General features: G+C 65.0%; 17 protein-coding genes and 2 pseudogenes. 9 read left to right on the top strand and 10 right to left on the bottom strand.

The window, feature by feature from the left end:
- The first annotated feature begins 367 nt into the window (after positions 1-367).
- Positions 368-1,624 carry an IS701 family transposase gene (locus KGQ19_RS37285; RefSeq protein ID WP_438801895.1) on the top strand — a complete coding sequence of 419 codons (1,257 nt, stop codon included), beginning with the start codon at positions 368-370 and terminating at the stop codon, positions 1,622-1,624.
- Between the two features lie 256 nt (positions 1,625-1,880).
- Here KGQ19_RS37285 and KGQ19_RS37280 read toward each other — a convergent pair whose 3' ends face one another.
- The 3 genes from KGQ19_RS37280 to KGQ19_RS53655 form a co-directional block, all read right to left on the bottom strand.
- Positions 1,881-2,390 carry a hypothetical protein gene (locus tag KGQ19_RS37280; RefSeq protein ID WP_212018187.1) on the bottom strand — a complete coding sequence of 170 codons (510 nt, stop codon included), beginning with the start codon at positions 2,388-2,390 and terminating at the stop codon, positions 1,881-1,883.
- Between the two features lie 4 nt (positions 2,391-2,394).
- Positions 2,395-6,933 carry an RHS repeat-associated core domain-containing protein gene (locus tag KGQ19_RS37275; RefSeq protein ID WP_212018185.1) on the bottom strand — a complete coding sequence of 1,513 codons (4,539 nt, stop codon included), beginning with the start codon at positions 6,931-6,933 and terminating at the stop codon, positions 2,395-2,397.
- Between the two features lie 302 nt (positions 6,934-7,235).
- Positions 7,236-7,637, bottom strand: coding sequence for an NsdA family TPR-like regulatory protein (locus KGQ19_RS53655; RefSeq protein ID WP_498038951.1), 402 nt, complete (start codon positions 7,635-7,637; stop codon positions 7,236-7,238).
- Between the two features lie 229 nt (positions 7,638-7,866).
- On the opposite strand from KGQ19_RS53655, the gene KGQ19_RS37265 reads away from it, so the two are divergent.
- The 7 genes from KGQ19_RS37265 (at position 7,867) to KGQ19_RS37235 (ending at position 16,074) form a co-directional block, all read left to right on the top strand.
- A complete protein-coding gene (locus KGQ19_RS37265; protein ID WP_212018181.1) occupies positions 7,867-8,229 on the top strand; it encodes a hypothetical protein in 363 nt (120 codons plus the stop codon).
- Between the two features lie 4 nt (positions 8,230-8,233).
- Complete coding sequence (locus tag KGQ19_RS37260) at positions 8,234-8,662, top strand: hypothetical protein (RefSeq protein ID WP_212018179.1); 429 nt, start codon at positions 8,234-8,236, stop codon at positions 8,660-8,662.
- Between the two features lie 129 nt (positions 8,663-8,791).
- On the top strand, positions 8,792-9,211 hold the full coding sequence (locus KGQ19_RS37255; RefSeq protein WP_212018177.1) for a hypothetical protein: 420 nt from the start codon (positions 8,792-8,794) through the stop codon (positions 9,209-9,211).
- Between the two features lie 524 nt (positions 9,212-9,735).
- The gene (locus KGQ19_RS37250; RefSeq protein WP_212018175.1) at positions 9,736-10,332 is read left to right on the top strand and encodes a hypothetical protein; all 597 of its coding nucleotides are present in this window, start codon (positions 9,736-9,738) and stop codon (positions 10,330-10,332) included.
- Between the two features lie 750 nt (positions 10,333-11,082).
- On the top strand, positions 11,083-14,697 hold the full coding sequence (locus KGQ19_RS37245; RefSeq protein WP_212018173.1) for a DUF6531 domain-containing protein: 3,615 nt from the start codon (positions 11,083-11,085) through the stop codon (positions 14,695-14,697).
- 133 nt (positions 14,698-14,830) lie between these two features.
- Positions 14,831-15,538, top strand: coding sequence for an RHS repeat-associated core domain-containing protein (locus KGQ19_RS37240; RefSeq protein ID WP_212018171.1), 708 nt, complete (start codon positions 14,831-14,833; stop codon positions 15,536-15,538).
- Positions 15,539-15,558: 20 nt separating this feature from the next.
- Positions 15,559-16,074, top strand: coding sequence for a hypothetical protein (locus KGQ19_RS37235; RefSeq protein ID WP_212018169.1), 516 nt, complete (start codon positions 15,559-15,561; stop codon positions 16,072-16,074).
- A 102-nt stretch (positions 16,075-16,176) separates the two neighbouring features.
- Here the strand turns inward: KGQ19_RS37235 and KGQ19_RS37230 are convergent, their stop codons facing one another.
- The 6 genes and pseudogenes from KGQ19_RS37230 to KGQ19_RS37210 form a co-directional block, all read right to left on the bottom strand.
- Positions 16,177-16,734: a hypothetical protein gene (locus KGQ19_RS37230; protein ID WP_212018167.1), complete on the bottom strand. Its 558-nt coding sequence runs from the start codon at positions 16,732-16,734 to the stop codon at positions 16,177-16,179.
- Positions 16,735-16,866: 132 nt separating this feature from the next.
- Positions 16,867-17,103 carry a hypothetical protein gene (locus KGQ19_RS37225; protein ID WP_212018165.1) on the bottom strand — a complete coding sequence of 79 codons (237 nt, stop codon included), beginning with the start codon at positions 17,101-17,103 and terminating at the stop codon, positions 16,867-16,869.
- 20 nt (positions 17,104-17,123) lie between these two features.
- Positions 17,124-17,654 (bottom strand): helix-turn-helix domain-containing protein, encoded by a 531-nt coding sequence (locus KGQ19_RS53105; RefSeq protein WP_212018163.1) that lies wholly within the window; start codon positions 17,652-17,654, stop codon positions 17,124-17,126.
- Positions 17,585-17,914 (bottom strand): hypothetical protein, encoded by a 330-nt coding sequence (locus tag KGQ19_RS37215; RefSeq protein WP_212018161.1) that lies wholly within the window; start codon positions 17,912-17,914, stop codon positions 17,585-17,587. The genes KGQ19_RS53105 and KGQ19_RS37215 overlap by 70 nt, the downstream gene beginning before the upstream one ends.
- A 924-nt stretch (positions 17,915-18,838) precedes the next feature.
- Positions 18,839-18,958: pseudogene (locus KGQ19_RS53515) on the bottom strand (IS630 family transposase); the annotation flags it as partial.
- 281 nt (positions 18,959-19,239) lie between these two features.
- Complete coding sequence (locus KGQ19_RS37210; RefSeq protein WP_212018158.1) at positions 19,240-20,103, bottom strand: NAD(P)-dependent oxidoreductase; 864 nt, start codon at positions 20,101-20,103, stop codon at positions 19,240-19,242.
- Positions 20,104-20,221: 118 nt separating this feature from the next.
- Between KGQ19_RS37210 and KGQ19_RS37205 the strand changes: the two genes are divergently transcribed.
- A complete protein-coding gene (locus KGQ19_RS37205; protein ID WP_212018156.1) occupies positions 20,222-20,776 on the top strand; it encodes a CGNR zinc finger domain-containing protein in 555 nt (184 codons plus the stop codon).
- A gap of 24 nt (positions 20,777-20,800) precedes the next feature.
- On the opposite strand, the pseudogene KGQ19_RS37200 reads toward KGQ19_RS37205, so the two are convergent.
- Positions 20,801-21,330, bottom strand: a pseudogene (locus KGQ19_RS37200) (hypothetical protein); the annotation flags it as partial.

The following is a 21,330-nucleotide window of genomic DNA, read 5'->3' as shown; positions in this document are numbered from 1 at the left end:
CGGAACGGCGGAACGGCGGAACGGCGGAACGATCGAGACCACGGACAGCCGCCCACGACCAGCACGAGCACCCACAAACCACGCCATGCCAGCACTCTGAACAGCCACTTCAGGATGGTGGATCTTCTGCGATGCCTACGGCGAAGATCCGTCGGATGATCCCGCATTCCCCACGGTCGAGGCGGTTCAACTACTGCGGATGGTGTGCTGGCTGGCGCAGCGGGCCACAGACGATCCGGTCATCGGCGAGGAGTTCGCGACGCGACTTGCAGACCTGCGTGATCTGGACCGGCCGCGTCGTTGGCGTCCGTACTAGTAGTGCTTGGTTAGGTGCGTGACCTGGTTGGGTTTCTGTCGCTATCTGAGCGTGGATCTTGAAGAGCTTTCTCGGGTACGGCGTGACCTGGTGGATTTCTCCGCCCAGGCGTTTGCTTCGTTCGCGCGCAGGGATCAGCGGTTCTGGGGCGAGGTGTATCTGCGTGGGCTGATGCTCGATGGGGAACGCAAGTCGGTGGAGCCGATGGCTGCGCGGCTGCCGGATGGGGACCGGCAATCGCTGCAGCAGTTCCTGACCGACTCGACGTGGGACCCGGTGCCGGTGCGGGCGGCGATGGCCCGCCGGATGGCCGAGCTCATCGAGCCCGAGGCGGTGGTGTTCGACGACACCGGTTTCCCCAAGTGCGGCAACGAATCGGCCGGGGTGGCCCGCCAGTACACCGGCTCGTTGGGCAAGACCGCGAACTGCCAGGTCGCGGTCACCACTCATCTGGCCACCGATGCCGCGTCCTATCCGGCGAACTGGCGGCTGTTTCTGCCCGAGAAGGGCTGGGACCCGCTGTCGCCGCTGTGCCCGGACCCGGCGGCGGTTCGGGCCCGCCGGTCCCGCTGCAAGATCCCCGAGGAGGTGCGGCATCGCCAGAAGTGGCGCCTGGCCCTGGATTCCCTGGACGAGCTCACTGCCTGGGGCGTGCAGGTCCCGCTCGCGCTGGCCGACGCCGGCTACGGCGACGCCTTCGAGTTCCGCCAGGGCCTGACCGACCGCGCCCTGTCCTACGTGGTCGGGGTCAAAGCCGACATGGCGGCCCAGCCGGCAAGCGCCCAACGGTGCACTCCGGCCTACCGCGGCCGGGGTGCACCACCCAAGCCGGCCTACCCCGACAAGCCCGTCTCGGTCGCAGCCCTGGCCGCCGACCAGAAAGGCGCCGCCCGCAAAACGGTGGCCTGGCGCACCGGGACCAAGCATCACGGCGGGAAAACACGAACCCTGCGATCGCGGTTCATCGCCATCCGCATCCGCCCGGCCGGAGACGCCGTGGCCAAGTACTACCGAGGCCAAGACCTTCCCGAATGCTGGCTGCTGGCCGAATGGCCCACCGGCGCCGACGCCCCCGTCCAGTTCTGGCTGTCCAACCTGCCCGCCGACACCCCGATCAAGACCCTGGTCCGCTGGGCGAAACTGCGCTGGCGCATCGAGCACGACTACCGGGAGATGAAAGTCGGCCTAGGCCTGGACCACTTCGAAGGCCGCACCTGGCGCGGCTTCCACCACCACATCACCTGCGTCGCTGTCGCCCACGCCTTCCTGACCTGGCTGCGCTTGGGAAAGGAGACGGCAGCGGCCTGACGTTCTACCGGATCCTGCGCGAGATCCAACGCCTCCTCGCGACCTGGACCGGCAGGTGCAACCTCTGCCGCTGCCAAACCCCAAACTGGGCATTCTTCTCAACCTAACCAAGCACTACTAGATGCGCCCGATCGCGTCTCTTCCCCAGCGGAATTCGGCATCCGTCGGCCCCTGAAGGTCTACAGATCGCCCCACCCCAAATGACCTTGATGCCCAGGCATCCGGCACCGAACCGCTGGCTGGTCAGCGACCGGGGCTATCGATCGCCGGGGCCGTCGTAATATCCCGCCTTGGCAACAAGCACGGACTCGAAGTACAGCGGCTCGCCATCATCGTCGAGAGGTACCTCGTGGGCCGCGTCGCGGCTGAATCCCAGAGTGAGGTCCGGAGCGTGGAAGAACATGTCTTCGTCGTCGCGCACGATACGGTGCCCGCGGCTCTCCATCTCTTCGAGGACCTGGCTCCAAGGGGTGCCGAAAACGTCGATGCCCTCGAACGTCACCGTGACGTCAGACTCCGGTTCTCGCGGTCGCATGAGCTCGACGGTGTCGGCGTTCCCGTGCTGATCGAAGGTGAGAATGAACTTGGGATCGGTGCCGCCGATCATCTTGGACAGCGCCGGGAAAGTGACCCCGGCGGCTTCGACCGGAGCTCCGCGGGAAGTCTTGACAGGACCGAACGCCTCAGCCGCGAGGGCGGTCTCCTGCTCCGGCTGTCCCAGTGTCAGGCCGGAGAACCCGGTCGGTGGCTGCAACTCGATGTCCACGGTGTCACCCTAGCTTGCAGTATTGGATCGTCATGTTGTGCTGGGTCAGGAAGTCCTGGAACCCCTGATTGTGCTTGAGGCTTCCGATCATCTCCTGGATCGCCCCATCGTACTTGGTGCCGAAGCGGTTCCGAATGTCGTCGATGTCCATCTGCATCACCTCGGTGATCTTGCCCTGGCCGAGCAGCTCCTTCTGCCATTGCCGCCATGCTTGGGACGGCAGCGAGCTGCGGGTGCTGTAGAGCGCGTAGTGATCGTCGAGTTCCATGCGGATCGCCGGTCCGCTGTGCATGGAGATCCCGCCGAGGCTCTTGGTCACGTTCTTCGCGGGGATGTGATTGATCTCGTAGCCGGAACCGGCGGGCTGGAGGGCGCCGTACCAGCCGCCGTCCTTGCCCGATCCTGCGGGCACCAGGCCGAGCGGGTCGATCCAGGACAGCGGGTTGGGGACGTAGGCGTGGTTGTTCGGCGCTGCTTCCAGCCCCAACGGGTCGGGGCTGACGTAGCGGGCGGTTTCCGGGTCGTAGTAGCGGAAGTGGTTGTACTCCAGGCCCGTCTCGGCGTCGTGGTACTGCCCCGGAAAGCCGAGCGGGCACGTGACCTCGTCCTCTGGTCCCGCGCTTCGAACTCCCCACAGCGTGGCCCGGGCTTGCCAGGCGATCTGCCCGTCCTCAGCGACGAGTTCGCGAGGAGTGCCGGCGGTGTCGCCGACCACGGCGTATTGGGACTGGCTGATGACCTGGCCGCCGTCGGACAGGACCCGGATTGTTTGAGCCGCACACCGGTCCTGACCGGGCTGCCAGTCCCAAGTGAGGATTTTGACGACGTGGCCGGGCTCCTGCGTGGCCCGTTCGGCGAGTTTGTCGCCGTCCCAGCTGAAGAGCACCTCACCAACAGTTACTCCGGCGGCGTCAAGACGCTGCTTCCCGATGCGCCGACCCAGCGGGTCGTACCGGTAGTGCCAGACCTCGTCATCCGGTGTCGAGGCAGTGACCAGACGATCGTCGGCATCCCAGGAATAGGTCCACTGCCTGCGCCGGCCATCCAGCGTTCGCCGAATGACCCGGACCAGGCGTCCGCGTTCGTCGTGCTCATAACTGACACGGCCGGCGGCACGCGGCAGCGTTCCACGGAAGTCACGCGCGCCTGCGGCGTCGTCGTCGGGAGCCGGGTAGTTCGCCGACACGAGGTTTCCGAGGCTGTCGTACGCGTAGCGCTCCGGGCTCGGGCCGCCCTCCACGGCAGTGACCCGGCCCACGGAGTCGTTCGTGATGCGTCGCTCCCCACGGAGCAGGTCGGCGATTGCGACCGGGTAGCCGTCTGGGCGGTAGGTGTACTGACGACGCTGGGTGAGGCCGGGCACGGATTCCGGCGCGTTCGGGTCGGCTGCGTGGACGGTCTGGTCTGTCAGCCGCCCCGCGGCGTCCCATGCCTGGGCGACCGCGCCGCCTCCCCCGAGTCGGCGCGCGGTCTCATGGCCGACTGCGTCGTACTCGAACGCCATGACGCCCGCGTCGGAGGCCAGCGACCGTGCCCGGTGCGCGGCATCGAATGTCCAAGTGGAGACCAGCCCGGTCGGCGTCGTGCGTCGGATACGGCGGCCCAGTGCGTCGTACTCGTTGCGGGTGACGCGCCCGTCGACCGACTCGGCGACAACCCTGCCCAGCGGGTCACGCGTGAACTCGACCGTGGCCGCATCGGAGCGGGCGGCCATCACCCGACCCAGCGGGTCATAGGCGAACTCTGTGACAGCGCCCTCGCCCGTGGTCTGGCGTGTCACGCGCCCCAGTGCGTCGTAGTCGTAGGCGATCGACTGTGCAGCGTTGCCACGAGTCTTGACCAGGAGCCGGCCGGCAGCGTCGTAGCGATAGCCCGTGGTGACGCCGTCGAAATCGGACTCGGCTATGGGGACAGCGGCCGCGGGCCCGTATTGGTAATCCCAGGTCACATTACCCGGGCCGGTGACCGAGGTCATCCGCAGCTCGGTGTCGTAGGCGAACCCGTAGCGCGCACCGTCAGGACGGATCTGCGCGACGAGGCGCTGGAAAGGCCCGATCTCGAACCGGAAGAGGTTGCCGGCGGCGTCGCTGTGGGAGACGACGTTCCCTGCCGCGTCCCGCTCCCATGTCTGAGTCGTGCCATCCGCAAGCGTCTGCGCCACGAGGCCACCCTCGGTGTCCCGCACCACGTTCGACGTCTGGCCCTGGACGTTCGTGAACGACACAGATCGGCCGAAGGTGTCACGCACCACGTGTTCGGCGGCGCCGTCCGGATAGACGGTGGTGAGCGGCAGGCCGTGGGCGTCAGTCGTATATGTGGTGCGGTGCCCGAGTGCGTCGACGACCGCGCTGATCGCGCCGTGCTCGTCGATTTCGTACGTCGTACGAGCACCCAGCGGGTCGGTCTCGGCGATCAGGTTGCCGCGTTCGTCGTACGAGCGGTGCCATCGCGTCCCGTCCGGCAGACCGATCAGGGTCTCCTGGCCGAATTCGTTGTATTCGACAGAGACCGTCGACCCGTCCGGTCGCTCGATCACGACCACGTCGCCTTGCTCGTCGATCTCGTAGCGGGTGGTGTTCCCCACCTGGTCCGTTCCGGCCAAAAGCCGTCCGAAGCGATCCTGCTCGAATCGCAGTGTCCTGCCCTCGGCGTCGATCAGCGCTGTAACGTTCCGGGACTCGTCGTAGTGGTATTCGGTCACGTTGCCGAGCGAGTCCGTCACCGCGGTGACTCGGGTGGCGGTGTCGTAGGCGAAATCCGCTGACAGATACCCGCCGTCGCCGATGCCGCGGGCCACCCGGCCCCGGGCGTCGTATTCGTAGGCGTAGCCGAACCCCAACCGGTCGATCGAGGCGGTGATCCGGCTCTGCCCGTCGTATTCGAAGCGCTGGACCGCGCCGCGGGAGTCGGTGATGTCGGTCAGACGGCCCGCATCGTCGTAGGCGTAGGAACGGACCGGGATCTCGTCACCACCCTCGCCCCCTGCCACCAGACTGACGCCGGTCACCCGAACACCGTCGCCGTGGGCCGCGGTCTGAACCGCGACCTGGTAGCCGCCGGAATGCAAGACGGTGGTCGGCGTTCCCTGCGTGTCCCGCAGAACCTCGATCCGGTTGCCGTTGCGGTCCGATATCGAGGTCAGGTCCCTGATCTGGCCGAGCTCCTCGGAATGGTGGACGACTGCGAAATGCAGCGTCCTTCCGTCCGCACGATCCACGATGCGGATCTCGTCGGCCTCCCGGTCCCACACCAGTGGCCAGCGCTTACCCAGCACTGGCAGCACTTCCTCGCCCGCGGCCGGCACCGGGTAGTGCAAAGTCTGGGCGTCGTCGCCGACGAAGTGGATCCCGGCGGCGTTGACCGACAAACGTTGGTCCAAGGTCGACGACCAGCCCGGACCGAACAGGCGGCCGGTCGAGGAGCCGGAGGCGTAGACGCGGCGGAGGACCAAGGGCAGGATGCCGGGGAGGGCCAAATCGGTATCGCCGGCGATCATCTGACCGGAGACGACATCGACCGGGTCTCCGGCCTTCGTGCAGCCTTCGACACCCCCGGGATGCTCGGCGGCGCCCAAGGCGCCCGCCTCGCCCTCAGCGTCCTTGCCGAACTTGTCGCCGAGCTTGCCGAGCAGCTTGCCCCCGACGCCCTCCAGCGCCCGGCCGCCGAGGTAGGTCGCGCCCAGCATCCCGGCTGCGAGCAGGGCATCGCCCCAGTGGCCCTGCATTCCGTCGCCAGCGATCTGCATACCGGTGCCGACCAGCGCGATGATGTCGTCAGCCTCGGCCAATGCCGCGGTGATGACGTCCACACCCGGGATCCACGAGGTGGCCAGAGCCAGCACGTCCAGGAACGGAGCGAGGTCCCCGGCGATCTCGGCGATCTTCCCGCCCCACTCGGACAGGTCCTCGCCCAGATGCTGCCACCACGACTTGTTGTGGATGCCGTCGGCCTGCGCGTGACCAAGGGCCTTGGCACAGGTCTTTGCTGCGGCGATCCGATCGTCGTGAGCCTGATTGGCCTGAGTGGTCAACGCGGCCATGCGAGCCTTGGCGTTGTTCAGGTTGGTCTGTGCCGTGTCGTGCGCGGTTTGTGCATCGGTGACAGCTTGTGGATTTGGGTTGGCGGCGTGGTTCTGCTGCGCCGTTTTCAAATCGGCCGCGGCGCTGTTGGCGTTGGTGGTGGCCCGCTGCATATCAGCGTTCGCGTCTTGGGCCTGCCGCAACGCCGAATCGGCTTTCGACTGCGCCGCCTGCAACTGCGGCGCATACGCTGACAGTGCGTCGGAGGCCTCGCTGTACGACGTGTACAGCTTCTGCAAACGCCCTGGCAAGGGACCGTAATTCGCCTTGAACGCATCAGCGGTCTGCCCCACCCACTGCATCGCTGTGGCGTCAGAGCCAAACGAGTTCAGGCTCCGATACGCGGACTCCACATCGTGAGCGAAATCTCCGAACTGCTTCGCCAGAGCCTGCACCGACTCCACCACACCCGGCGTCGGATCCCCATCCAAGCCAAGGATGTCCCAGCCAGTCGGACGTGCCATCCCTCGAGCCCCCTAGTCACACGCCATTCGCGCAACGCCGATCTTGGTTCGTCCACGCGGCAAGCTACCGCGGATCCGGCAGAATCTCAGCGGGGGATTACCCCCATGCCGACGCCCCGCCGTCCGCTCCCAATCACGACAGAACTCTGAGTTTACAAAGACGTTCAGGCGGAAGGTAGCCCGCGGCAATTGCAGCTTCGACACGAAAGAACCCTCCTACCACGCACATGCCCTGGCCAGACCCGATGGCCAAAGTAGCTTCCACGCGTGTGAGGAACGCAGCACCAGCGCTTCTGGGGCGATCACTTGGTTGGAGCCGACCGCTCCAAGAAGTCGGCAACGGCGGTGGTGGCTGCGTACGGCTGTGCTTTCATTCGCAGTTGCTGGAGGTAGGCTACAGTCCGTCGCGACGCCATAGCGGTCGCGTGCGGGGGCGCATCGGTAGCGATGTCGGCGCCGTACTCGGCCTCACCGGCCCCGAACATCGCCTCGGCGTAGACGATCCGAGAAAAGACACGGCTGCGCGGCGAACCCTGTTCCTGAAATGCCAGGCAGGTCTCAGCCGTAGCGACCGCCTGCCTGTAGTCGCCGAGATCGCGGTGACAGTGGGCGGTCTCGTCCGTGAACTCGCAGGCGTCGAAGTACGCGATCCATGGCGGGATCTCTGGGTCGGTTCGGCTGAGCGCCGTCTCTGAACGTGACAGAGCACGCAGGCAGGCTCCGCGGTCGCCGAGGCTAGCCGCAGCGAACCCGCTCCAGGTGGTGCTCCTCGCTATGCGTGCCTGACAGTAGAGTTGTTAATTTACCGGCCTGGACCGACCCCACGAATCCAGAGCCGGACGCGATGACTCTCAACGGCAGGGCCCGTGGGGCAACTGGGAGACGGACCCCGACGGCCAGCGGATTGCCTATCCGAACTGGATGCTGGGCGTCATGAGAGCGTTGTACGGAAAGAATCAGACGCCGAAGGTGACCCTGGTCTTGGACGGGCTTGGCGGAGAAACACCTGAGGATGCCTTCCGCGCGGCGTTCCTGCGCGGCTCCAGTTTCATCCAAAGGAATGGACTGCAGGCCGTCGCGGACCCATCGAACGAGATGGGAACGGCCTGGGAGGTGACAGAGATCGCCAAGTCTGTATATTTGCACAAGGTCGACGACGACCCGGACGGTCGGGCCTGGAGCTCCTTCCGGTTCTATTTCAAAGGTCAGGACGTGACCACTGATATGCTTGCGCATGAGCCGGACTGGATTCAGCTGCGAAAGGATGCGGGACTTCGTGTCCCACCTGGGATGTGAGAATATGGTGGCGTTCGAATCCGACCGATATTTCCAAGTATGGAGCCTGGGTCATTCCCATGACGCCCTGATGTTGCGGAGCAATCCCAGCTGGATGGACAACTCGACCACCCGGATCGAGATCTGCGCGTGGCATGTGGAAGCTCTTATGATCAAGCCGCGGATGCAGGGACTGCGAATCGCGCGGGCGACGGGCGACGAGCACGAGGCCGCCTGCCGAAGGTTCGGGATCGAAGCTGACGCCGGAAGTCTGTTCCTGCTGGAAGCGCAGGGCTTCACGGGGTTTCTCGTATCTGGGACCCCGCAGTGGCGGGAGGCGGTGCGAGAGCTGGGGGATCCGTCGCTGTTCGCGTTTCGGGTGCGGGACATCGAGCAGGACGAAGGGCGGATGGAAGAAACGGCTTCTGAGGTCACTGTCGCCAACATCGATTAACGTGTGCGCACTGAGAACGCATCCATAGGCGAACCGTATCGGCCATCGGCTTCGGACATCGCCCTGTCCTGGTCAGATACTCGGCCAATAGGCCTGATCTCGGGTGGTTCCGTGGCGTGATCGGAGTCTGTGGTCGTCGGTCTGCTCTACCAGATCTTCGTGGATCTTCTACGCGCCAGAATGCAGTTATTCCTGCTGAACCAGGCCAGTATTGATTTGATCAGCGATCACCCTTGGCCGTGCCAGGTGGATGGATCCCTTGATCGCCTTATGGCGGCTCTGGTTCGTCAGCGGGCAGGGCTGCGAGGTCGCCATCGGCGAACAGTAAACCTATATGTCAATGTAGCTGATGGTAGCGAAGTCGCCGCCTTTCTGGATCTAGTCCCCTACACGATCGGTGCGGAGGCCTGGCGTGGGGGCGTCGCTTTAATTGATGCGGCGGATAGCGGAAGTGTTCACTTTCAGGTGCCGGCCTCGCTGCAGGTCGGGCTGACAGAATTGATGTCACGCTGCGGCATGGATATAGGCCAAGTGCTGGCTCCACCCTAGCCAGAGCGTCGTCAATGCGTCACAGGGAAGTCAATATACGAAGTAGGTGCGGGCGCCACCCGGTAACTTAGTCGCCGGTGGACGGTACATCCATGGCCATGGCGTGCAGAAGTGAGCGGGGAGCGGTCGGCGATGGATTCGGATCGGGACTTCGAAGCGCGGCAGCGATGGGCTCAGATTTCCAAGGCGGATCGAAAAGAGGTAATCAGGCGTGCTCGAAAGAACGAGCCGATTCCAGGTCCTCGGTTAGCCAAGATTGCACTGGGGCGGGCGTGGGCGGCTTAGGTCGCCCAGATGCGAGAAACCAGGTTAGTAAATTTAAGCTGGCTGTTGATTTGATCGGAAACCTGATGACTCTTGAGGGGAAGGGCTCTTTCGGGTGGGTGGATATCTTCGATGGGGTGCGTCAGCACGATTTGAACCTCGCCGTGAGGTGTGCTGCTCGCCAGGTGGAGCGGGTGAACCGTTCAGAACGATCCGCCTGAGGATGGCTTTTACTGGATCTGTGGAAATGCGGAGCGCAAGTGTTAGGAAGAACGGTTACGCGGGCCTCGTTCGCCGAGAACTCGAGCAAAGAGGTCACGGTCCGGAACAAGACCAAGGCGATTGGGGCCATCGGCCTTGGCTCGGTGGCTGCTGGCGCGCTTCTGATCGGCGCCTTTGTCGCGGTCGCCAAGGGGAACACCTCTGCCGTCTTTGTGGTGCCGGCGATCGGCGGGTTCCTCTTCTACGTTTGCTGGCTCGTCGGGTGGCGGGCAACGATCCGGCTCAGGCCTGAGGGGATCGTCATCGAAAACTGCATCGTCCGGCTCATGGTGCCGTGGCGTCTGGGGCGGCAGTTTGTGGTGTCGTCGGGCATCAAGCTGCGCTTGCTTGACGGGCGGATGATTTCCACGTGGGCTTTCCAGGGCTCCCTGGGCGCTCAGCTCAACGGCTACTCGGCATTCAAACCGATCCGGGACCGCCTCCAAGAGGAGAGCGACAAGATCGTCTTTTCCGTCCCGGTGAGCGCCTCGACGGCTGAGTACCGCTGGCGACTGCAGCTGCCCGACTTGTGGATCCCGTTTACCCTCATCGGCGTGAGCGAGGCCGTCGTGACCCTGGCGTACCTCCTCAGCTGAGGATTCACGATCCTTCGGGAACCGGTAAACGCGCCCCTGGGCTGGAGATCGTCGGGGTCGTTCGACGCAGGGGCGTGATGTTCGCCAACGTGTGTTCAATCGGCGCAGTAGAGGCCGACTAAGCGAACGCGTCCGCCCTGTTTCCGCAGGTCGGGTGCGATCTGGTCTGCTGCGTTTCCCTCGTAGGGCACCGTCAAGAAGGGCGCAGAGGCTAGACGTTTGAGGACAGACGTCTGGCTGCCTGGCCTGCTGGCGGACTTTGGCGCTGCGGCGCGGGTGCGGGTGCTCCGGATGGCTGCGCGATGGCACGGAAGTTCTGGCTGAGCCCTCGGCGTCGGGCATGCGTAGCGATCGTTGCGATATGCCACTCATCATGCTGATGCACGCTTGCATCCAAGTACCAAGGTGCCCACATGTCGGCGCCCAGCACAGTCGTCAGTTGGACCGGATGAGCCCTCGGCGTAGAGCGCATGCTCCGAGTTCACCTTCGAGCGCTACTCGGGACGCCGCCGTTCCTCCGGTGTAGTACCGTCCGTAGTCGGTTAGCGCTAGGGGGTTACGGTCCGTGTGAACGACTTTGTGAACTCAGAGGCTGGTCGCAGTTGAGGTGTGGACTGACGAGCAGGGCGACGCGATGGCTATGTACTGCTGACGTTTTGACGGATTCGCGTTGCTAGTCTGCTACAGGTCCGCACCAGGATCGATTGTGGCAGCGATCGGTGTCTTGCGGCAATCGGGAGGGTTCGGGGGATGGCACGTCCGACTGGCTGGGACGTTCTGGGCTTGGACGGGGATCCGACGCCGGGTGTGGTGGAGTCGGTGCAGGCTCTGGCGAAGGAGTTCGGGGATTTCGCGCATGATGTGGAGGCGGCGTATCGGAGTCTGAACTCGTTCGGTGCGGACACTGCGGCGATGCAGTGGGTGGGTCAGACTGCTGAGTCTTTCAAGGGCCAGTATGGTCCGCTGCCGGGGCGTCTGCAGAAGCTGTACACGTCTTACAGCGAAGCGTCCGACGCGCTTTCGGCCTACGCGCCTCAGCTTCAAGCGGCGCAGTCCAAGGCCGACTCGGCGCTGCGTCAGGCCCAAGACGCCAATGTCGATCTGCAGCGTGCCGCTACCAACGCCAACACGGCAGCGGCGGATCTGAAGACGGCTCAGCAGAACCACGTCGCCATCCCGAACCCGCAGGCCGTCACCGATGCTCAGACTACGCATGACACGGCGCAGACCAACCTGAACAACGCTAAAGTCGCGATGGCGGCGCTGACCAAGCAGGCCAACGACGCCTACAGCGACCGCATCGCCGCTGCGAAGACGTGCGCCACCGCTTTGCACCACGCCCAATCCGACGGCATCCACAACAAGCACTGGTGGGAGCACCTCGGGGCGGACCTGGCCGAGTGGGGCGGCAAGATCGCCGAGATCGCCAATGACCTCGCCCCGATCTTGGACGTCATCGCGTTGGCCACCTCCTGGATCCCCGGCGTGGATGTGATCACCGCGGGCCTGGCGGAGGCCGACAACCTGATTGCCTTGGCCGGCACCGGCCTGGAAATCGCAGGTGACGCGATGCAAGGCCATTGGAGCGACGCGCTGATGGGCGCCGGCATGCTCGGCCTTACGTTCGTGGGTGGCAAGGCCTTCTCGGCGATAGGAGGCAAAGCACTCGGATCGCTGGCCGGGAAGTTCGGCAAGGGAGTCGACGAAGGCGTTGAGGACTCCATTGGCGCCGAGGCGCGCAGTGCCAACGGAGTCAGCAAGTGTGCCAACGGTGTTGACCCGGTCGATCTGGTTTCCGGCGAGATGGTCTCGAATGAGACTGATCTCGAACTACCGGGCGTGCTGCCGGTGATATTGCGTCGAACGTATTCGTCTGGTTATGACACGGGCCGTTTGTTCGGCCCCGGCTGGTCATCGACGCTCGACCAGCGACTGTCGATCAATGAGGCGGGAATCCACTTTGCTGGCGACGACGGTCAGGTCCTGCACTACGAGATGCCTTCGGGCAACGAACCGGTCTTGCCCACCAGAGGTGCTCGCTGGCCCCTTACCTGGGACCACCATACGGACGAGATCCGCATCTTCGATCCGGAGACTGGCCTTACCCGGCACTTCCCCGTCGTTCATTACAGCGACGAGTTCGGACAGATCCGGGACCTCGCCGCGATGGCCGACCGCAACAGCAACCGGACCAGCATCCTGCGCGACGAGTATGGAACCCCGTCTGGCCTCGAAAGCCCCGGCTATCACCTGGCCGTCGATACTGTGGTCACCGAGGCCGGCCCTCGTGTGGCTGGAATCAGGCTTCTTGCCGGGGAAACTCAGAACTGGACCACCGCCAAGCGGTACCGCTACGACGACCGCGGCCGTCTGACGGGCGTCATCGACTCCTCAGGAGTTCCCTACATCTACGAGTGGGACGACTCCAACCGGGTCACGGCCTGGGTCGACCGCATCGGATACCGATACGTCTACGAGTACGGTTCCGACGGCCGAGTCATGCGCAGTATCGGAAACGGCGGATATCTGTCCGGGGCTCTTGAATACCGTGACGACGAACGTTGCACCGTCCTGACCAACTCCCTTGGCCAAAGGACCACGTACACCTACGACGAAAATGGCCACGTCTCCTCAATCACCGACCCGCTCGGGAACACCGCCTTCACTGAATACGACCGTTACGGCCGCGTGCTGTCCATGACCGACCAGACCGGCTCCACAACGCGGTACACCTTGTCCGAGAACGGCGCGGCAACCGCCATCTCGGACGCGGCAGGCGGCACTACGACCATCGAGTACGACGCCAACGGGTTTCCGGCTCTGGTGATCACCCCAAGCGGCGCACAGTGGCGGTACCGTTACGATGCGCGGGGTAGCCTCGTCGAGACCGTCGATCCGCTCGGTGCCTCGACGCGGAGCGCTCACGATGATCGCGGCGCTCTGGTGGAGATCATCGACCCGCTTGGCGGTCGCACCCTCATCCGGAACAACGCTGCCGGCCTTCCCGTTTCGGTGACGGCCCGCGACCACCGGGGCCTGGTCCTGGCGCAGACCGATGCGCTGGGCAATGTCACAGACTTCGTTTGGGACGACGAGGGCAGACTCACCGCGGTGACCCGGCCCGACGGCGGGACTGAGGCGTGGATGTGGGATGCCAACGGGGCACTGGTCGCCCACACGACGGCGACGGGTAGCACAACCCAGTACGAGATCGGGCCGTTCGGACGGCAGTCCGCGCGCATCGAGCCCGACGGGGCACGCTACGAGTTCGTTCACGACACCGAGCTGCGCCTTACGGCGGTCGTCAGCCCGCAGCAGTCGACCTGGAACTACGCCTACGATCCGGCGGGACGTCTGGTTTCGGAAAGCGACTTCAGCGACCGCGCACTGTCCTATTCGCTTGACCCGGCGGGCAACCTGGTGCGGCGTGCCAACAGCGTCGGGCAAGCGGTCGAGTTCTCTCGTGATGTCCTGGGCCGCGTCGTCGAGCAGCGGACGTCGGAAGGCGACTTGACCGTGTTCGAGTACGACGCTGAGGGTGGGCTGGTCCGCGCTCGCGGCGCAGACTGCGACTTGGCTTTTGCCAGAGACCCGCTCGGTCGCCCGCTCACCGAATCAGTGGACGGGCAGGACGTCACCTTCGCTTACGACGCTCTGGGCCGCAAGACCTCACGGACCACACCCTCTGGCAGAGCCTCGCAGTGGCGGTACGACGCCATGGGAAGGCCCGTCGTTCTCGCGGTTGGCGACCACGAGATCCGATTCGACCACGACCGTGCGGGGAGGGAGACCCGGCGCTGGATCGGCGCGGAGATCGCGCTCAACCATGAGTGGGACCCTGTCGGCAGACTCCAAGCCCGTCGTGTCCTATCGCACGCCGGCCAAGACGTGGCCGACGGCATGCGCGTGATCCACGAGCAGGTCTGGACGCGCCGTGTCGATGGCGTCGTGGATTCGATGTTTGACACGGTCTCGGGCTTGAAACGCCTCGCCCTTGACTCGGCCGGGCGGATCACCGCTGTTCAAGGCTCCACGTGGAGCGAGGAATACGCCTACGACCCGATGGGCAACCTCGTCCAAGCGGCGGACAGCCGCACGCCGGACGGGGACGCGATCGGGGACCGTGAGATGACTGGCACGATCCTTCGGCACGCAGGCCGAACCCACTACGACTATGACGGCCAGGGCCGTTTGGCCAAGGTCACGCGGCGCCTTCTGAGCGGCGGTGCCAAGACCTGGACCTACTCGTACGACGCTCTCGACCAGATGGTGGAGAGCACGACACCGGACGGGAACCGATGGGCCTACCGATACGATCCGCTGGGTCGCCAAGCTCCGGCTCGCCTCGGACGGTTCAACGGCTGAAGAGATCCGCTTCACCTGGGATGGAGCGGCGCTGGTTGAGGAACGCCGGGTCGATGTGGTGTCCGGGCACGCCACGGCGACCACTTGGGACCACGAGCCGGAATCGTGGGCACCGCTTGCGCAGGACCGTCGCGTGTACTTCGCGAACGCGCCGCAGGACGTGGTCGACCGCGCGTTCCATGCGATCGTCGCAGACCAGACCGGCACACCCGTCGAGCTCATCACCCCTGATGGCCGGACCGAGTGGCACCGCACGGCGAACCTGTGGGGGCAAGGCACAGGCAATGGCACGGCCACCTGCCCCTTGCGGTTCCCTGGGCAATACCACGACGAGGAAACCGGCCTCGACTATAACTTCCATCGTTACTACGATCCGACGACCGGGCGTTACACCACCCCAGACCCGCTCGGCCTCGTTCCCGCGCCCAACAACTACGCGTACGTAGGCAATCCCCTTGAGTGGATCGACCCACTCGGCCTGGCCAAGGCCGCGCCCACGCCGCCGAGCTTCGCAGTCGGGGGAGATGGCACAGTCGTCCAGCTGAATACGCCGAGTTTTGTCAATTACAACGGTGTTATGTTCCCGGTGCCTGAAGGTGCCTACGGGCCGCTGCCGGTCAAGTCCGGTAAGGGATTCATGTATATCGGGGGCAAGGGTGGCAACGGCCTGGATCCCAAGGTGACCGGGGTACGCTTCATGGATCCGGTGACCACCGGCAAATACCCACACCCCGACGGATACGTTAACTACATGAACAACCAGGGCCAGACGGTTGACCGAGCGACCGGTAAGACGATTGCCAAGAACGACCCGGCAGGTCACCTGGACGCGTGCCCGTGAGAACTGAAGAAGACGCTCCGATGCCGATCTCCGCAGAGAATCTCCTCCACGGCGCGACGCCGGCCAACCTGTCCGCCTCGACTCCGGATAGCGGCTGGATTGCGGGCGGTGATTTTCTCAGGGAGGCGCAACTTACTGACCTCGGGTTCGCTGCATTGAGTTCTCGTCTGTGCGTCGTGTTCGACCTGCGCAACGCATTGGACTTTCCAGACGCGGACATCGCGGTGATCGTTCTGAACCACGTCCGCGAGTTTTCCTGGCTCGGCTCAGGAACCGCGCAGAGTTATCAGCCCTGGCTGGTGATGAACTCTGAGTTCGCCCGGAACGACGGCTGGCACCAGGTGGGGATGGCGCTGATGCCCAACCAGGACTTCAGTGTGGCTTGCAGCTCGGTCGAGTTTTTCGCGGGGCGGAGCGATCTCTATGATCAGGCGCCTCCAGACCTGACTGAGGCCTCTGCGGAGGAGATCGAGGCTGGCTTCCCGCGCGTCAGCACCACGTTTGTTGTCGATGACTACTTCCGGCTGGACTCGTGACGCGTCTCGGATCGCTTGTCTCGGTATGACCCGGGACTGCCGCCTGCCGCTGGTGACGAAGAAGGCTGTGATAGGACTGCCTATAGAAATCGCGGCCTGGCGCTACCTGTTCCGAGCGCAAATCAATGCTCTGAGCAGGCAACCAGCGATCGCCAAGTGGCTCATGGAGAGTCCCAGGGCGCAGTGCCGCTGATCTGGAGGCGTGTGCTCCTGCGCTGGTCGAAGCCGTGCCCGTCTGGGTAGTGTCCCTCCGGGGGCACGCTTCAGACCGGCCCGGTTGAGTTTTTCAACTGAGCCGGTCTTTTCGTTTCCCTCACTCATGCGGATAGCCTGGTCAGCCAGGTTCCGCGCCGTCTCCAGGGCCTCGAAGAACACGGTCGTGACGACTCGGACGCTCTTGGCCTCGAAGTCGCAGTGGATCTCCAGCGGGAAGACTTCGTAGAGTCGCCGCTGTAGTTCTTCCGGGAGTTTCGAGACGTGGATCTCGCCGAACGGAAGCGCGTCGAGCAGGTTGGGGTTCTCTTGCTCGGAGACGGTCTTTTCCACGGCCTTGAGCCGTTCCTGCAGTGCGCGCTTCTCGGCCCGCACCTCGGCGATGTGGGACTGGACGTCCCGAACGAACTCGTCGTCGACTTCGTCGGCGATCTCTAGTGACCGCATCAGCTTTCGCCGACGGTTTTACGATCGGAGATCTGCTGCTGGAGAGCGGTGATGCGTGCGGCTCGCTCAATCTGCGCGGTCGACTCGCCGGTCTGCGGGGTTCAATAGCTCTGCCGAGCCGTTGAGCTGGGGCTATGCCGTGGTGTCGTATTCGTTGATGAGACCGTCGAGGATCTTCGTTCGGGTGATCCGGTGAGCTGGGAACGGGATGACGTTCGGGTTGTCCAGGGGTGCTCGTAGGTTCAGCCCGTGGCCTTGGTGCGAACGTCCGGTGTTGTAGTGCTCGGTGTATCGGTCCAGGACGACGCGCAGGCGGCGGTCGCCGAGGATGAGCATGTGGTCGGTGCACTTGGCGCGGACGGTCTTCACTCAGGGTTCGGCGAAGGCGTTCACTCTCGGGGTCTGCGGCGCCGATTTCTTGACCTCGATGTCCGCTGAGACGAAGACGGCGTCGAACGCGTCGGTGAAGATGGAGTCCCGGTCGGATCAGGTATCGGGGCTGGTCGGCCCGCTCGCCGACGTCGGCCAGGTCGCGGTGGGGTGTTCGGTGATCGGTGATCGGCGAGGATATGTACCTGCCTGGTGCTGAGTTCCAGGACGAAGGACACGTACAGCGGCTTGGGCGTGATGGTCTCGATCTGGAAGGGGTCGGTGGCCAGGATCGTCGTGGCTTGAGCCCGCAGGAACCCGCGCCAGGTCGGGCCTTCGTCCCGGTTCGGGGCGGGCGGGATGCGGTGGTTTCGCAGAACCTTGCGGATGGTGGTGGTAGCGACCCGGCGGCCCAGACGCCGCAGTTCGCTTTGGATGCGGGTGTAGCCCCATGTGGGATTGCCGCGGGCCAGGCGGAGGATCAGTTCGACGAGTTCTGCCGGGATCGGCGGGCGTCCCGGCGGCCGAGGCTGGCGCCACTTCGCGGCCACCAGCCGCTGATGCCAGCGCAGCACAGTGCCGGGGTGACCAGCCGGTGAGCACGAAGATGCTTGGGAAGCAGCCGGATCAGCGCCGCGAACAACGCGCGGTCGGTCCAGTCCAGACGCGGCATCGGACTGCCCCGGCGTAGGACCGCCACCTCATGGCGCAGTACGAGCAGCTCGACGTCCTTGGCCGCGCTGCTGCGCCCGAACAGCATCAGCCAGGAGGCTGTCCGGCAGAACAGAAGGTAGACCGAACGCGCAGACACGAGCATCATCATCCCGTGCCCAGCGCCGCCCTCCAGCGGCATTCACGCAGGTGAGTCCATATAGCAGGGTTTTTGAACCACGTAGGCTGAAGCGCCTGAAGCGCCATGGTGCCTCCCCGTTGGGAACGGGGAGGCACCGGTGGACCACCTGGAGCTTTCGATAGATCGTCAATGTCTTGCCGACTGTCGGCAGGACGTTGACGATGACGTAGCCGAGATGCTCGGCAGGCTGCCTATAGGAGCGGGTCCCCGGCTCAAGCCTTACCGGGCGGTGCGCTCAGACTTGCCGGGCGAGGCGCCGACGCGGGTCGCGTGTGGGTGCTTCAGATTCCGCGATGACACCGTCTTCGCTTGCACACTTATTCGAGCGTGGCGCAGATGGCATAGGCACACAGTGACAGATCGGTCTGATCGCCGGAGTAGGTTGCGTCGGCTCTCCAACTAACCGCACCCACCGCGTCTTCCCGCCGAACGCGCTTCCGTTCCGGTCGCAGCTCAACACCACCGTCTGTCCCGACCTGAACCAGCCGATCCGCGCCGAACTCTCGGACGGGCCGGCCCGCAGCATCAGACCGGCTCCAGCGGTCACCGTCCCGGTCCCCTTCACCTGAGCTGCCACTGGGCTCACGCTGAATACCAGACCCGCCGCGATGAACTCCAACACGACAGCGTGGCGCTTGCGCGCTCGCGATTTCGACATGCGCGTACTTCTCGACGACTGCGAAGTTGAGCCGCGAGACGATCCGGAAGCACACCTGACGCGTCCGTCGCACCGCAGCTTGGATACGGCCAGTGAGCCCTATGCGAACCTGGATCATCCCGTAAGAAACGCAGCACAACCGGCAAAGATCACCTAAGCGGTCCAAGGCGTGCTGACGACGGTCATTGCCTCCGGCGCGGGCCAGGTCAAGGCCTCCACAGCCGCGGTGCGTAGGCGGGCAACGGGACGACGCTCGGCCAATCGTGGTCGGCGATGAGCTTCCTCATCCCGGCCGTCGGGGCGGTGTTCAAGCTGTCCCAGACCAGCACGATCGGACCGCCGAGGGTGCGCGCCGGGCGTAGCCAGTCGTGGTTGCCCGGTTGGCGTATTCATGGCAAGCCAGTCGATTGTCGCGGCGCGTGTAGCAGGGCTGTCTCGGTCTGGACGTGTCTTGGCGGGCAGCAACAGCATCTGATCCCTGATCCGGAGCGAGTGCCCGGAACGTCTTCTCACCGGCGCCTTCGACGCGGTCCCGGCTCCACCACGGCCGCCGGCTCCACGTCGAACGGACCTTTCCCAACGGGCGTACCGAGATCTTCCATGGGGGATCGCAGGTCTTGGGCGGTTAACGCGGCTGCTGTTCCGCGATGACCGCCCAGTCGTCGGCCCCGCGGCCGTCGGCGATGGCCTGATCGAAGACGGCCCGTAGCAGTTCACCGGTCGGGAGCGTCATGTTGTGGTCGCTCGCTGCGTCGAGTGCGAGGTGGAGGTCCTTGCGGCCCAGGACTGCGGTGAACCCGGCGGGCTGGTAGCGCCGTTCGGCGATCGCCGATCCGTAGCCGGTGTAGACGGCTCCTGGGAAGAGCGTTGAGGTCAGCAATTGGACGAGTTGTCCGGAGTCGACACCGGCGCCTTCGGCGAGGCTGACCGCCTCGCCGAGTGATTGGATCGCGCAGGCGATCAGGTAGTTCCCGACGATCTTCACGATGTTGGCCTGCTCCGGGTGATCGCCGAGGCGCCAGGTTCGTGAGCCGATCACGTCGAAGAGTGGCTGTACGCGGTCGATCAGATCCTGCTCGCCGGCCGCAAGGATGTTGAGGGCTCCGGCTTCGGCGACGGGAGCACGGCCGAAGACCGGTGCCGCGATGTACCCGACGCCATGCTCGGCGTGCGCTGCGTTGGCCTGGCGGGCCAGCCCGGCGCTCACCGTCGCGAGGTTGACGTGGACAGTTCCGCGTGGGGTCTGGGCGAGAACACCGGAGTCGATGAACGTCTCGATGACGGCCCGGTCGTCGGCCAACATCGAGAAGACCACCGGCGAGTGCATGGCCTCTGCGACCGACGCGGATCGGCGGGCGCCGGCTGCGACGAGTTCGTCCGCGGGTCCGTTGGAGCGGTTCCACACCACGACGTCGTGGCCGGCCTTCAAGAGGTTGTGTGCGATGGGCCTGCCCATTGCTCCCAGGCCGATGACTGCGATTTCGCTCATGCGAAGAACCTTCTCTCTTGAACCGGCTAAGACGGTTCAATGATGCCATGGGGCTACCATCCTGTGGAACCGGCTAAGAGGGTTCTCTGAGGTGCCGTCGTCGATTGTGGAGGTTGGAATGGCCGAGGAGATACGCCGTGTCTTCCGGATGGACAACGAGGTCCTGGCGTTCCGCTTCACTGCCACCGTCAGCGATCGAGCCAGTTTGGCGCCGCGGGAGCGGCTGACCGATCCCGCACGACTGGAGACGTGGCTGCGGGCAACAGGGCTTGAGGTCGCGGAAGCTTCGCCGGCCGATCTGAAGAAGGCCGTCGGGCTGCGCGAGGCGATCTACCGAATCGGGTCGGCGATCGCCGCGGGTGAACAGCCTGATTCGAAGGCTGTCCGCATCCTCAACACGGTCGCGGCCGCTGGGCACGCGAAGCCCGCGCTCGAACACGGCCTCGCGGGATGGCATCTGACCAAGAGCACGGCTGCGGACGACGCTCTCGGGGTCCTGGCCGCGGATGCCATCCACATCCTTGGAGGCCCCGACCGCAACCACATCAAGAACTGCGAAGGTCCCGGATGCGCGGGGCTCTTCCTCGACACCAGCCGTGGAGCCAATCGCCGGTGGTGTTCCATGAACACCTGCGGCAACAAGGTCAAGAAGATGCGATTCGCCGAGCCCTGACCTGACCTGACCCAACAGCGGTGTTCATCGGCTGTGCGGCGTACCTCGGCGTTTCCGCCCGCGGACGGCGAGGAATCCGGCGGTCGTGGCCAGCGCGGCGGCTGCCGTGCCCAGCCATGGCAGCCAGGTGCCGTGGTCTGGGTGCTGCAGGGTGGCGAAGTCGGAGCCGCAGGCCAGCGGGCGGGCTGCGGGGTCGGGGCGGACGCATGCCGTCGTGGAGAATTCCGACCCGCCGGTGGCTGTGGTGTGGTGCGGTTGGATCACGTGGATGAACTGTCCGCTCTGGATCTGGTCGCGGCTTCCGACGATGGCGACGAGGGTGCGCTCCAGGGTGGCGTGCGGTGACAGGTGTGCGGTCCATTCGATCTCGCCGTCTCGGGCCACGCCGTCGCTGTCGACGGTGACCGCGCGCATGCCGCCGGGGAGCATCTGCGAGATCGAGGCCGCCGGATAGTCGGCCGCTGTGTTGTTGACGACGTCGATCCGGTAGGTGATCTCGGCGTTCTCGCGAGGTGGCCCTGCGGGGTCGCGGTGGACGGTGACAGTGAGCGGGG

Origin of the sequence: Catenulispora pinistramenti (assembly GCF_018274385.1) — a bacterium.
In the GTDB taxonomy this organism is placed as follows: Bacteria; Actinomycetota; Actinomycetes; order Streptomycetales; family Catenulisporaceae; genus Catenulispora; species Catenulispora pinistramenti.
This window is presented reverse-complemented; position numbering and strand designations above follow the sequence as displayed.